The 12,407-nt window shown below is 58.0% G+C and carries 11 protein-coding genes; all 11 read right to left on the bottom strand.

The features are described 5' to 3' along the window. Positions 1 to 17: 17 nt before the first annotated feature. Positions 18 to 1,619, bottom strand: coding sequence for a class I adenylate-forming enzyme family protein (locus OO25_RS02565; RefSeq protein ID WP_040178323.1), 1,602 nt, complete (start codon positions 1,617 to 1,619; stop codon positions 18 to 20). Further along, the gene (locus OO25_RS02560; RefSeq protein WP_040178322.1) at positions 1,603 to 2,616 is read right to left on the bottom strand and encodes a hypothetical protein; all 1,014 of its coding nucleotides are present in this window, start codon (positions 2,614 to 2,616) and stop codon (positions 1,603 to 1,605) included. The genes OO25_RS02565 and OO25_RS02560 overlap by 17 nt, the downstream gene beginning before the upstream one ends. Further along, on the bottom strand, positions 2,613 to 3,488 hold the full coding sequence (locus OO25_RS02555; protein WP_040168853.1) for a hypothetical protein: 876 nt from the start codon (positions 3,486 to 3,488) through the stop codon (positions 2,613 to 2,615). The genes OO25_RS02560 and OO25_RS02555 overlap by 4 nt, the downstream gene beginning before the upstream one ends. Continuing rightward, a complete protein-coding gene (locus tag OO25_RS02550; RefSeq protein ID WP_040178321.1) occupies positions 3,485 to 5,953 on the bottom strand; it encodes an acyl-CoA dehydrogenase family protein in 2,469 nt (822 codons plus the stop codon). The genes OO25_RS02555 and OO25_RS02550 overlap by 4 nt, the downstream gene beginning before the upstream one ends. A gap of 3 nt (positions 5,954 to 5,956) precedes the next feature. Next, positions 5,957 to 6,238, bottom strand: coding sequence for a hypothetical protein (locus tag OO25_RS02545; protein ID WP_040178319.1), 282 nt, complete (start codon positions 6,236 to 6,238; stop codon positions 5,957 to 5,959). A gap of 33 nt (positions 6,239 to 6,271) precedes the next feature. After that, on the bottom strand, positions 6,272 to 7,198 hold the full coding sequence (locus OO25_RS02540) for a 3-oxoacyl-[acyl-carrier-protein] synthase III C-terminal domain-containing protein (RefSeq protein ID WP_040178318.1): 927 nt from the start codon (positions 7,196 to 7,198) through the stop codon (positions 6,272 to 6,274). Then, positions 7,182 to 7,928, bottom strand: a complete 747-nt coding sequence (locus OO25_RS02535) for an alpha/beta fold hydrolase (protein WP_242406966.1) — start codon at positions 7,926 to 7,928, stop codon at positions 7,182 to 7,184. The genes OO25_RS02540 and OO25_RS02535 overlap by 17 nt, the downstream gene beginning before the upstream one ends. A gap of 208 nt (positions 7,929 to 8,136) precedes the next feature. After that, positions 8,137 to 9,516: a hypothetical protein gene (locus OO25_RS02530; RefSeq protein ID WP_242406965.1), complete on the bottom strand. Its 1,380-nt coding sequence runs from the start codon at positions 9,514 to 9,516 to the stop codon at positions 8,137 to 8,139. 516 nt (positions 9,517 to 10,032) lie between these two features. After that, positions 10,033 to 10,713 (bottom strand): hypothetical protein, encoded by a 681-nt coding sequence (locus OO25_RS02520; RefSeq protein ID WP_040178315.1) that lies wholly within the window; start codon positions 10,711 to 10,713, stop codon positions 10,033 to 10,035. Further along, positions 10,706 to 10,966, bottom strand: a complete 261-nt coding sequence (locus OO25_RS02515) for an acyl carrier protein (RefSeq protein ID WP_040168843.1) — start codon at positions 10,964 to 10,966, stop codon at positions 10,706 to 10,708. The genes OO25_RS02520 and OO25_RS02515 overlap by 8 nt, the downstream gene beginning before the upstream one ends. A 25-nt stretch (positions 10,967 to 10,991) precedes the next feature. Next, positions 10,992 to 11,927, bottom strand: coding sequence for a 3-oxoacyl-[acyl-carrier-protein] synthase III C-terminal domain-containing protein (locus tag OO25_RS02510; protein ID WP_040178314.1), 936 nt, complete (start codon positions 11,925 to 11,927; stop codon positions 10,992 to 10,994). Positions 11,928 to 12,407 lie beyond the last annotated feature (480 nt).

Below are 12,407 nucleotides of genomic sequence, written 5' to 3'. Positions count from 1 at the left end.
TCAGGACCGCACTCGGGTCAGGACGGGACGGGTTCAGCGCGCGGCTGGATGGTGACATCGGGTTGCCTTGAGGACGAAGTGCCTGCCTCCAACCACTCACGCAGTATCTGGCGGTCGATCTTGCCGTTGCCATTTCGGGCCAGCGCGTCGACCACCAGAATGCGGGCGGGCACCACATGGGCCTCCAGCCGGTCCGAGCACCACCGTTTCAGGGCAGCTACGCTGTCTGGCGAAGATCCATCTGGACCACTCACCACCGCGCAACACTGCTGACCATAAACTGGATGCTCCATGCCCAGCGCGCAGACTTCGTTCACATCGGGGTGTGCGATGAGGGCGGTTTCCACCTCGCTAGGGGCCACCTTTTCACCGGCCACCTTCAGGATGTCATCAGAGCGGCTGATGAAATAAACAAACCCCTCGGCGTCCAGGCGGCAGGTGTCGCCGGTATAAAGCACCTGCTCACCGGGCATTGGTCCGGGACGCAGCTTCTCTGCGGACTGTTCAGGGTTGTTCAGATACCCCTTCATCACCGTCGAACCGCGAATAACCAGTTCCCCAGTGGCATTGCGCCGGTGGGTATTCCCTTCCGCATCGACCACCCAAAGTTCGGTATTCGGGATCGCTTTGCCGACGCTGGTTCTGCGCCGTGTCAGCTCGGTCGGATCCAGATAGGTGCAGCGGTGACATTCGGTGAGCCCGTACATGGAGAACACCGTCGCATTGGGAAAGATGGTTTCCAGTTGGTCAATGAACGGCGCATGCAGCGCTGCTGCGGTGCTGGAAATGCAGCGTACAGCGGAGAAATCGTAGCGTGCGGCCAAAGGTGCAATAAGGGGGACCATGGTTGGCACCATCGGAAACACCGTCGCATGGCTCGTGGCCAATCGCTGGAGCGCAAAGAGAGGCCGCGCGAACGAGGGTTCAACAAGCAGGCATGCGCCGACGAGCGTGGCCATGGTCAGCTGGTGAAGGCCGTAGTCGAAGCTCATCGGTATGGCGCAGAATATGCGATCCGAAGCGTGATACCCCAAGTATTGAGCAACTGAGCGGGCTGCGCTGACCATATTGAGATGCGACAGCATCACGCCCTTGGGGCGCCCGGTCGAGCCAGAGGTATAGATGATCGTCGCCAGATCCTGATCCAACACTATGGCCGGGGCCGTAGCACCCAGATCGCCGTTTCCCTCCAGTGCGGCAGAGAAGGATGTTCCCGTCCCGAAGGAGATCATGGCAGCACCCGAGGCGGTCACCTGCAACGCCTGAGTGATCTTTGCGGATTGATCCGCGTCAAGGATCACCGCTGTCGCGGCACAATCACCAAGTACGAAGGCGAGTTTTGCGGTCTTGGTATCGGTATTCAGCGGGACCGCGACGGCTCCTGCATAAAGCGTCCCCCAGAACGCTGCGCAGAAACCCGCAGAATTGCTCATGCAGAGAACGACATGATCCCCGCGCGCAACACCCTGCTCTTTCAGCAGATATGCCACCCGAAGAGCGCGATCACGCATATCGGCAAAGGTCAGCCGTATTGTGCTGTCCTCGATTGCCACCGATTGCGGATGGTCTGACGCGGCCTGTTCAAGAAAATCCGTAAGCAGATTACGCTGAGAGAGCATGGCTGCCACTCCTTTGCAGATTGGGAAAATAGGGGGGGACGGCGGCAGCACGCACCTGGCAGCCGGCCGCGTAGCCACCCATGCCAACCGACATCAACGTGGCCGAGGTGGTCGGGTCGTTATTGAGGCTGGAGGTGGGATTGATAAGTTCTTGCTTAAGCAGCAGAAAGGGATCCACGGTGTAACAATGGCCGATATCCGGCAGCAGGCCGAGGCGAACACGATCCGCAGAAATTCCCGTTTCGGCGCAGAAGCTATGCCAGGCAAGCCGGTTGACGTTATGGGGAAGCAGAGCCGACCGGCAATCCCAGTCAAACCCTAACTCCTGAAGCGTTTTACAAACGATCTGCCCATGTGCCGCAAAGAAAGTCCCCATTTGGGCCGAAGTACCCCTGTAACCAAAGGAGAACCTCGGGTGACAAGCCAGCGATATAGGCCCGATGTGTAAACCGGCATCCGCAGGTGCAGACCTGTCGGCCATCAACAAAAGACCGCAGAAGGCATCCCCCATGAGAGTGCTGCCCGGCACATAGCGATCCGCGAGGCGCAACCGCTCGTGACCGTCGCCCGCAACCACGGCCACTACCCGCGCACGTCCGGCCCGGAGCAACGTGCGCGCCAGTTCAAGCGCCCATATCAATCCGGCGCAATTGGTCTGGTCCAGATCGAATTTCTGCTGAACCTGCGACAAAAAGCTGAATTCTCTCCGCAAACGCGGCATCACCGCACCGGAGACACCATCGCGCATTGGTAGACCACGCACATGGATCAATGTATCCGGGGGCGGCGCATCAGCGTTCTGCGCTTCCAGATCTTCCATGATACGCATGAACTGATCAAAACGGGTCTCCAAACGGGAACAACCCGCGACCTGACCCAACCCGAACAGTCTTTCAAAGACCCGCGCCTCCGAGGGCGTGCCGCCTGCATCACGGATAATCTGCTCCGCATCGATGCGCCCGTCCGGGACATGGGTTGCCAGCGCCGTCAGTCTCATGCCACCAGTCTCATCTCATCCGAACGGATCATGACTGCAGAGACCGCATGGCGTTCCAGTGTCAGCAGCAAATACGCGTTGCACGAGGTGGAGGCCTGAGCATCCTTTAGGGCAGCAAAGGGCGCGGTGCTCAGTAGCTGCGCGGATTGGGCTCTGCTTGGACCTTGGTGTTCTGCGCAGGCCAACAACTCAGGAGGTGCGATCAGGCAGACGTCTTCTGGCACCTGCCCCTGCGCGGCACAGAATTCCGCTACGGCCTCCCAAGGGGTGTCCTGATCGGCAAGCGCCATGCGACGATATCCGGTATAGCTCATGCCTTGTGATGCATCGTGCTCAAGGACCATAGCTGCAGCGCTATTGACCGGATCCAATGCCTCAACAACCGGCGATCGGTACAGCAGGTGCTTCTGATCCATCGTCAGCACCAGCGCCTTGCGACGGTCGGCGGAGAGATAGCGTGCGGCACAATGCATGGCAAAGAGTGGGGCCGTCAGGCCGCGGTCAGAGATGGCGAAACCAAACCCACCCTGCACCCCAAGATGATGCAGCGCAAAATTGGTCACCGACGTACCCAGGTGGATATCTGGAAGCCAATGCGCCAGCAGCACCAGATCAATGTCGGAAAGATCCATTCGCCCTGACAGTTCATCCAGCAGCTCTCGTGTCATCGCTGCGTAGGGCGCGCGATCATCCGCGGTCAGCCATGTTTCCACATTGCTATCGCCGGGCTGATAGGTTTTTCCATTGGCGCGAAAAAACCGCGCATTATAATCCTCCCAATAGTCCAGCTCTCTGAGCCAGTTTGGGTCAGCAGGCTCGAGGCCACCAAATTCGCGGCAGATCAGGCTGTCCGGGACAATGCGTAGGCTCATTGGATCACTCCTGCCGCATAAGACCGGTAGGCGTTCAACAAATGGATATTGCTGGTGCCCTCCATATATTCAAAGGCCTTTACATCGCGGCAGCGGCGGCGCAGCTCCGCATCCTTCAGGAACCGCATGGGATCTTGATCCGTGATCCGGCGCACCACCTGGTCGGCAAAACTGACCGCCTGCATCTTTATCTTACTGATGTCTTGAACCTTGGGCCGACCGCTTTCTTGAGCGCGGATCACCTTGACCAACTGCACGAGCAACGCCGTGTGGCGCGCCAACAGATCCTGGTAGAATGGTAGCCGCGCCGGGTCTTCCAACATCAGCTCAATCAGACCGCGGCCTGATCCCAGCGCCATCGCCGCGACCATCGGGCGGTTGCGCTCAAAGACGCCGTTGATCGCCATGAAACCATCACGCAGTGAGCGCCCGCTGCTGCCGAGGACCATATCCTGGGTTACTGGGAAATCAGTCAGGGTCAACTGGCAAAGATCGGCGCCCCGCAGACCATTGGTACCAAGCCGTTCGATCTTCACACACTCTGGCGCATCGGAGGGTCTGATCATGACCAGCCCCATACGTCCCGTCGCTTCGATATGGGCGAAAAAAAGGCCGATCTCAGCGCGCGCGACCCCACCGACCAGTGTTTTCACGCCATTGAGAACGAGCCCCCCTTTCTTGCTGCTCAGCGTGCTACGCCCATTCGAAGCATCCGAACCGGCATCGGGTTCGGTCACGGCAAAGAATGTGCCCTGCGGACCAAAGCGGTAACCATCAAAGAAGCGCGCGATCTGAGCCTTGGTCCCTGTGGCCAATACTGCGCCACCGGAGAGCGACGGTCCTGGTAGAGACAGGATACAGTTGGCGTCGAACCGGGCGAGACGTTCGACCATGGCGACGTGCAGCCCATAGGGGCAGTCTGAAATCCCAAGGCCGCTGTCGCGCAGCGGAAACCCGTTGAACGCCTCCGGCACGCCAACGGTTGTGAGCGCTCGTACAGTCGGATTTTCCCAAAGCGCGGTCCAGCTTTCAGGATCGCGATCGAGTCTGGCGCCGACGTCCCGAAACAGGGGCTGCAACCCGCTTAGTCGCTCTAGGCAGGGATCCGCGAAGGGGGTTCCTTCAAGACCATTCCCGGGAACCGCAGCGTAAAGATCAGCAAGCGCAGCAGGGCCTGAGCTGCCAGAGCGGCGTAGATCGGAGGGCTGCTGAAGGGCGAGACGTGCATCCACGGTATCGCGCGACCGCACGAGCGTCAGGGCGTCGCCATCAATCATGATTTCAGCGGGAGCACCAAAACCTAGGAAGTTCACCGGTGAGGCGCTTGGCCCATAGGCACCCGACTGTCCAATTGAAATCAGATCGCCGACCTGCGGTGAGGCCATGGCAACCGATTTTCCGATCACATCCTGCGGCGTGCATAGGGGGCCGGTCAGCGTCCAATTTGACGATGAGTCATGGGCACCAACGATCTGTCCGGCGCGCAGCAATCTGATGGGGAAGTTTTTTCTCAAAAACCCCTGCCCGGCTGCAGCTGCATGTACGTTGGAGCCACCATCGCACACAGCGAAGTTCTCTCCCTTACTGTTTTTGATGTGCTGCACCCGGGTCACGAACTGCCCGGATGGACCAGAGAGATAACGGCCCAGTTCAATCACAACACGTGTCTGTTCATGAGCCGCACAGAAGGCCTGAACCAGTGGCGTGACCTCTCGACCCAGCGCCTCCAGATCCAGCTCTTTTTCACCTTCGTAGTAGGGAATGCCAAAGCCGCCGCCAACGTCGACGAAATCCAAGGCATAGCGAAGCGTTGGCGCAATGTCTGTGGCAAGTTTGAGTATATTGCGCACGTTGGCGACGACAGTTTCATAAGACAGAATGCGCGTGCCCATATATGCGTGCAGCCCACACACCCGCAGATGTGCACAATCTTCCGCCTTGACCAACACTTCGGAAAGATCAGATTGATCAATGCCGAATTGCGTGGGTCGACCACTCATGTTCAACTTTGCACCACCCGCGTGAAAATCCGGATTGATCCGAAGCGCGACATTCTGAACACGGCCTCGCAGGCGCGCCAGCGCATCGATCTGGGTCAACTCATGGGCAGATTCAACCACGATGGCCTTGATCCCGAGATCGACAGCCCTTGCCAGTTCTGCCTCCGACTTTCCTGGCCCGACCATCAGGATGCGCTCCGGAGCCGCACCGGCCTTGAGGCTGGTCTCCAGTTCTAGCAGCGAGGAGACCTCGCAGCCCGCCCCATGGTCATGCAAAACCCGCGCCACAGAGAGGTTTGGATTGGATTTCAGAGAATAGAAGAACTCTACCTGCGGCAACGCCGCGCGCAGGGCATCGAGCCGCCCGCGCAGGGTCGCAGCGTCATAGAGATAAAACGGCGTCCCGGCCACCGCTGCGATCTCGGCAATTTCGCTCGGATCTGTGTCAGGAAAAAGTGTAGTCATGCGCTACACTCCTTCCGCCAAGCACATACGGCTCTCCAGAAAACCGCAGAGCGCACTGATGCCCGAGACAACCGTATTGATTTCGCTTTCGCCAGCGGAAAGGAACTCGGTCGGATCAATCCGCGTGACCTCACCCAACGCGGTGACGAACTGAACCAACTCGAGCGAATTCAAGAGCCCCGAAACCCCGTAGATCGGGCTGCCGTTCAAGGCCGCCTCTACGCGTTCCGGCCCAAGCCCTATACCTTGCAGAGCGTCGCGGACAATCGATTGGTGATCTGTCATCTGTCTTCTCCAATACTTTGAAATAAAAAAAGATCAGCCGACCTGGACCAAAGTGCAGGTCGCAGTGGCCCCAAGACCGATGCTGAACAGAAGGAGCCTGTCGCCAGACTTCAGGCAGTCTTCCTCAATGAGTTGCATTAGGTTGATGAACGGGTCCGCCCCGAAGCAGTGCCCAAAGCGCCCGATGGTCGACAGGCAAACCTTGTGACGATCAAACCCGAGGATCTGAGCCATCATGATCCAGGAGGCCATGTTGACGTTGTGCGGCAGGATGAAGCGAACGTCGCCCATGTCGAGGTTGAACTGCTGCAATGCCTTTGTCAGGGTCCGGCAGGCAAAATCGAGATACATGTCTTCGAACCCTTCCAGATAGGGTTCGTCCAGATGTCCGGTATTCTGCCAAAAGCGCGGCTCGTGCAGGGTGTAACTATCCACAATCCGCAGGCGGCTCGGTTCCCGCCGAACAAGAACCGCTGCCGCACACTCCCCCATGATCGTCGTGTTTTCGATCAGCCGCACGTCAGGATGGAAGGCCTTCTCGGCAATCAGCACTAGCCCGGTGTCCGCCTTACCAAGTAGCTGCTCCATGGCCCAAAGCATCGACAGACCTGTGGCGCAATGGTTCATTGTGGCACTGAACACCTCCAGCCCACGCTCGGCGAAGGGGGCAAGGATCGGCGAAGTTTCCCCTTCAAAACAGGTAACCGCGGGCAAGGTGTGGCAATGCGCAACATGACTCAACGCGGCAGCGCCGCTTTCATTACGCGCCAACAATCGATCCACGGCGCCAGATGTCATCTGTTCCAGCGGCGCGGCCTCATCATAGTGGAATGCCTCAAAGCCGAAGAAACGGGAGAACATTCGACGCTGGTTCCGGCTGAGGGACAATTGCTCAGCAACCTCCTCCAAAGCTTCGGTTCGTTCTGGGTGATCCAACTCGAAATCAACGATATGAAGCATGGGTCGCCTCCCTGTCTGAGGTCTCTTGCAGGAAATGAACGACCAGGCCTGTTAGTTCGGGATGGTGCAGCACGGTTCTGTGATTGCAATTCCCGAGATAGATGGGGGTGAGACCCTCTCTCGCGGCGCAGATGCCCTGGGCTTCAGAGGCGGGCACTTGCCAGTCGTGCTTGGCGTGGACCACCTTCAACGGGATCGACATCTCTCGGCATTCAGACGGCCCGATTGCGGCCAATGGCCTGCCACATACGTTCTCATAGCGACCCAACAGCGCACGTGCTGTCCTCGCGGGCTGCCCCGTGAACCGCAGGTAAAGATCCATCATGCGAGCCAGCGATGATGGCGCCGAGATGGTCATCAGTCGCTGTGCCTTCAAACCCTGACCAAGCGCGATCATTGCAATCAGACCACCGGCGGAGTGACCGATGACCAGGTCATATGTTTTTTCGTTTAGAAATAACTTATTAAGGATCAATGCTAAGGCTACGAAACTGCGTGGCCGACCCTCTGATTTGCCGGTACCGGGGAGATCCGGCACAGCAACTCTGAGACCCTGATCCGCCAGCGCCCGCGCCAACGGCATCATCATGCGCCCATCTGCATTCCAGCCGTGGATCAGCAGGACGCGCGGGCCGTCAACCGGACCGAGTTGCCGCAGATACACGCCATGGCGGCGGAAGCAATTGCCAGAGCAAACGGTCTGGTCTGCCCGTTGCGGTATCACTGCCATCGGGGCTTCAGACTGGTTTCTGTGAAAGCGGCGCAGAAGCAAGGATGCAGCAAGCACCGGAGCAGTCCGATCCAGCAGCCCGATTTCGGCGCGTCGCAGACGGGCGCGCGCAGAGCGTAGCCGCAGCGCGGGTTCTCTTGGAGTTGTACGCCAGGCCGTACGCAACCAGCGATAGCCCCCCTGTAGCAACAATCCTGGTAGTGCGAGTTCATACAGCATCGCACCGCCCCAGTTGGCGCAGAAGAAATCCGAACTGGATCAGAAACAGCGCAAAGGTCAGTCCGCTGACCCCACACAACAGCAAGATCGCTATATCCAGATTGTGACCGGCATATTGTGCATAAAACACCACTGACCCGGTGATCAGCTCAGTGACAATCGCGATTATAAGAACTTGCGTCGCCCGCCCCAATTGCTCCATCACCACCTGTAGCATCGCAGCCCCCGAGACAAAGAAGAAGGTCAGCTGCAAGCCCTGCATCACCAGATCGGTCGCCGCCCGCAATTCAGTGGTTGTATGTTCGGGCGACACGAGAAGGGCAATCATTGGCCCTCCCCAAAAGGGCAGCAGAGCTGTTAGCAGTGCATAAAAGCCAAGCACGACCGGTACGCCAATGCCGAGATACTGTAGCCGCGCAGCCGGAGTGCTGCTGTCCGACAACTGATTGACAAGGATCGCAATTACCGATCCAAGCGCGATGGCCGGGATCATGAAGGATACCCGAAGGCGCATCACGACCAGAAACGCAGAGGCATATTCGCTGCCAAAGTCTGCGAGCACGGGGAAGATCACTGCTGCGCTGAGAGAGCCCACCAGAATTGTCAGCGAAATAGGTGTACCGACAAACATCAACAGCTGTGTCGTACGGATCTTCACCTGTTCCTTGACATGGGTGACAACTGGACCGGCCTCGCGTTTCAGCAGCAGGACAATAACCGGTAACATTACGAGCGGTCCCGCCAGATTACCGAACAACACCGCCTCAAAGCCCATGTTGTATTCCGTCAACAGGACGTAGGTGGTGGACAGATCAATCGCCGCCAGGCCGAGAAAGGGTATCAAGCTGCGTGCCAGCTTCCCCTGCCCGCGCATCGCGGCGTAGAAGATATCGAACACCACGAAAGCGCTCAAAGACAGAATGTAGAGCGGCAGATAGTCGAGCGTGCGGCGAAGAAGCGCATCTTCAACGGGCAGGAATGAGCTCGCAAAGTAGGCCAGCACCGCCACAACAATCAGCCCTAAAACTGCATAAGCCGACATCCGCCAGGACGCGGGGAAGATCGCCGAGCGCGGCCAATTGTTCTTTGATCTGGCGCTGAACACCTGATTGGAGATCGCCAGACCTTCCATCAAAGCCAGCACCAGCAGAAAGGCAGGTTGCAGCATGGATTGCAGCTCAAGTGGGCCCGCCTGAGGCGCGCGTGCGAGGACAGCAACCTTCCCCAGATGTAGCCCCGACACGATGATCGCGCCCGCGGCAAATGGGATTGCCATGACAATAATTTCAGAGAGCACCGATCCGAGCGACCGGCGTGAAGGAGGTAGCCCGTCATCCGCGACGGCTGGGAAGGTGGCTGGTTGCATCATGCTAACTCCGCGCAGAGGGGGAATGAGTGCCAAGAGGCGATCGCGGGGCGGACAGTGCCGCGGATCCAACACAAGGATCCGCAGAGATGTGGTCCGCACTGTTGTTCGATGAAAGGACATAAAACCGCCCGTTCCAGGCCTGGGCGGGCTGTGATCCATCCTCTAAGACAACGATGGTCGGAAACTGCCCCAATAGTGCCTGCACAAAAGAACGTGCCGAGGTCACGGTAACAGCGCTGCTGATCCGCAAAGCATGAACCGGCCCGCCATGTTGCAGGTCGCTGAGTATGTCGAGCAGCTTGGGCGAGCGTTCATCGGCGTGATAGTCGCGGTGAAGGTAGACCAGAGGGACACGGCTATCTGGTCCAAGCTCAGGCAAGGGCTCGCGTTTGGGAGTTGGCGACTTTGTGAAGGATTGCCCAGGAGACAATCCGCATAGCGCAGGATTGCAAGCCCCTTGAGAAACAACTGTCATCCCTTTGACATCAAAGTTAAAACCGCTCGTACGGGTCATGGTCAGCCCCGTTCCAGATCGTCAGAGCCCACGCCAAGCGCAGGCCGTATCAGCGCAAAAAGCACTGTATCCAGAAACTCCAACCCGTGGCATTGCCCTTCAAGAAGACCGCGGCCACCCATGAGCTTGGCTGCTTTGCTGAACAGACGCCCGACCTCACGATGCGCTGACAGTCTCATGGTCGCCATGCTTTCACCAGGCAGCTGGTTCTCGCAACTCAGACGCTCCGCAGCGGCGTTGATTTCGGAGAACTGTGCCTTGATGAGCGGTTGATGAAGAAGCTTGATCCCAAAGCTCTCACGACCCTCCAGTTGCCTAAACGCCAGATCAAGACAGCGCAGCAGCCAGCCCAACCGCACCGCTAAGAATGCTGCGCTCATATCTGTCATCTCTGGCAGCAAAGCCGCATCACTCTGCGACAACTGCAGGTCAAATGCCTCGAGCCCAACCTCCTCCAGCGATCCGGTCAGCATAGGCGATCGGCCCGGCTGGCTGAGATCACGAATTGCCACAGTATCTGTCACGTCGCGATCTGAAGCATGGAGGGCCATCCCATTGTAGGCGGGATAGGCAGGCGCACCTGTCAGCAGCCGCCCCAGTTCAGCCAGTGCTTCTTTAGGCGCATGGTTGCGCGCCATGGCCGTCAGTGACGACAGGCTGTCTGCGCTTTCCAGATCAAACATGTTCAGCCTGCCGCACGCCGATGCGGTCTTGGATGTGGCTGACCAGAGATGCCGCGCGATTGAACTCTTGTTGTCCGATAGCGTCCGGGTCGAACTGTAGCCCGTCGATCTGATCCTCCAGCGCCAGCAGGAACTGTACGAACATGTAAGAATCCAGATCAAAAGCTTTGTCTAGCTCAGTCTCAGGTGTGATCCCGCTCACCTGCCGTTCCGTAACCTCGGAAAGCGCGGTCTCGATTGCCTTGAAAATCATCGCTGTCAATGTTCCATACCTCTTTTTAAGTGATGTCCGTTCGTTCCAGCAGACAGGTCGCAAAGGTCACACCCGTCCCCGCCGCCAGCACCAACAACTGAGTGCCAGGTGAAATCTGATCAGTCTGCGACACCTCGTACTCACTCAGATTTACAAAGATGTCGGAGCAATAGCCGTGACCGAGGCCGTGGATGTCACCCTGGACGCATCGCTGATCCCAATTGAAATGACGCAGAAGCGCCCGTGTCACGGGAAGGTTCAGGTTATGGGGTAAGACCCGAAAGTCCGGGTGAAGCACATCTGCGCAATTGCTCAGACAATCCTCAACGAAGCGGATCAGTCCTGTCAGATAGTCTTTCTGAAGCGCGCGCCGGTCCTCAACTGCCATAGCATCTGGATTTTGGAAGTAGCGCGGCAGATGACGCACCTGGCTGTCGAGCAGACTCCATTTTCCGGGACCTGCATTGAACAGCGCCGCAGTGGGCAACTCGCCCAGCAACCCCACCGGCAAGCGCGCAACATTGTAGTGAAAGGCCTTCTCGCCAGTAAGGATGATCACCGGCCGATCTTCTTCACACGCCTGGATAAACCGCATTGCCGCAAGGGCCGTGGCACAGCTGGTCATCGTCAGAGAGGTGACATCCCAGCCCTCGAGACCATAGGTGTCAACGAGACCGCGCAGCCAGTTTTCGTCCGCAAACCCATGGTGAGTTTGCGTGCGGCAGTAATAGATGACACCGCTCTCATTCCCGAGGTTGGGGTAGCCCGCCAGCAGCGGGCTGAGCGCGGAGCCAAGCATTTCGCTCAAATCTCCGCAATGCAGCCCGACACTCTCAAGCTCGAAGAAGCGCTGGTACATTTTCACAGACCCAGAGGTCAAACCATGGCTAGGGCCAAGATCTTGCAGGGGGATGCGTTTGATTTCGTCATCGGGAAAGCAAATGTGATTGAGCGCCAGCATAACGTGTCCTTTTTGCTGACGAACCTGGTCGAAAACAGGCCTTGGTCAGCGATTTCACGTTGTAGTCTGTGAATTTCGCGCAACCAGAGAACGACCTTTTTCACGATAATGTACCCTTTAGAACGTATAATCGAACCTTTAGCTTCCCTAAGGGACAGTCGCGGGCCGCCAGAGGTCAGCACCAGCCAAGCCGGTCGAGAACCGTTGGCTTTCCTTGGGAACAGGATTGTTCATTTGCCGAAACATCCTTTGCATAATACAACCTGAGGGAGATTATCATAAAGACGAATACCGGGAGCATGGCGGTGCGGCCGCAGCATCAGGTGACAGGCGCGACAGTGGACCCCAAAAGGAATCATCTTCTGTCAACGCGGGGGGCGGTCACTCATTAATTTGGTATCAACCAGCCCACCTCGCTACTCGGTTTCCCAGAGGAGCGCCCAGTTTTGGATCATTGATGAGGGTTGTTCGGAGGCCTGG

The sequence above is a fragment of the Phaeobacter sp. S60 genome (assembly GCF_000826845.1).
Classification (GTDB): domain Bacteria; phylum Pseudomonadota; class Alphaproteobacteria; order Rhodobacterales; family Rhodobacteraceae; genus Phaeobacter; species Phaeobacter piscinae.
The sequence above is the reverse complement of the archived record's forward strand: the minus strand, read 5'-3'. Positions and strand labels throughout refer to the sequence as shown.

Excerpts from the sequence above, each read along its gene's own strand:
- OO25_RS02565 (WP_040178323.1), bottom strand. The coding sequence starts at position 1,619 with ATGCTCTCTCAGCGTAATCTGCTTACGGATTTTCTTGAACAGGCCGCG.
- OO25_RS02560 (WP_040178322.1), bottom strand. The coding sequence starts at position 2,616 with ATGAGACTGACGGCGCTGGCAACCCATGTCCCGGACGGGCGCATCGAT.
- OO25_RS02555 (WP_040168853.1), bottom strand. The coding sequence starts at position 3,488 with ATGAGCCTACGCATTGTCCCGGACAGCCTGATCTGCCGCGAATTTGGT.
- OO25_RS02550 (WP_040178321.1), bottom strand. The coding sequence starts at position 5,953 with ATGACTACACTTTTTCCTGACACAGATCCGAGCGAAATTGCCGAGATC.
- OO25_RS02545 (WP_040178319.1), bottom strand. The coding sequence starts at position 6,238 with ATGACAGATCACCAATCGATTGTCCGCGACGCTCTGCAAGGTATAGGG.
- OO25_RS02540 (WP_040178318.1), bottom strand. The coding sequence starts at position 7,198 with ATGCTTCATATCGTTGATTTCGAGTTGGATCACCCAGAACGAACCGAA.
- OO25_RS02535 (WP_242406966.1), bottom strand. The coding sequence starts at position 7,928 with ATGGCAGTGATACCGCAACGGGCAGACCAGACCGTTTGCTCTGGCAAT.
- OO25_RS02530 (WP_242406965.1), bottom strand. The coding sequence starts at position 9,516 with ATGATGCAACCAGCCACCTTCCCAGCCGTCGCGGATGACGGGCTACCT.
- OO25_RS02520 (WP_040178315.1), bottom strand. The coding sequence starts at position 10,713 with ATGTTTGATCTGGAAAGCGCAGACAGCCTGTCGTCACTGACGGCCATG.
- OO25_RS02515 (WP_040168843.1), bottom strand. The coding sequence starts at position 10,966 with ATGATTTTCAAGGCAATCGAGACCGCGCTTTCCGAGGTTACGGAACGG.
- OO25_RS02510 (WP_040178314.1), bottom strand. The coding sequence starts at position 11,927 with ATGCTGGCGCTCAATCACATTTGCTTTCCCGATGACGAAATCAAACGC.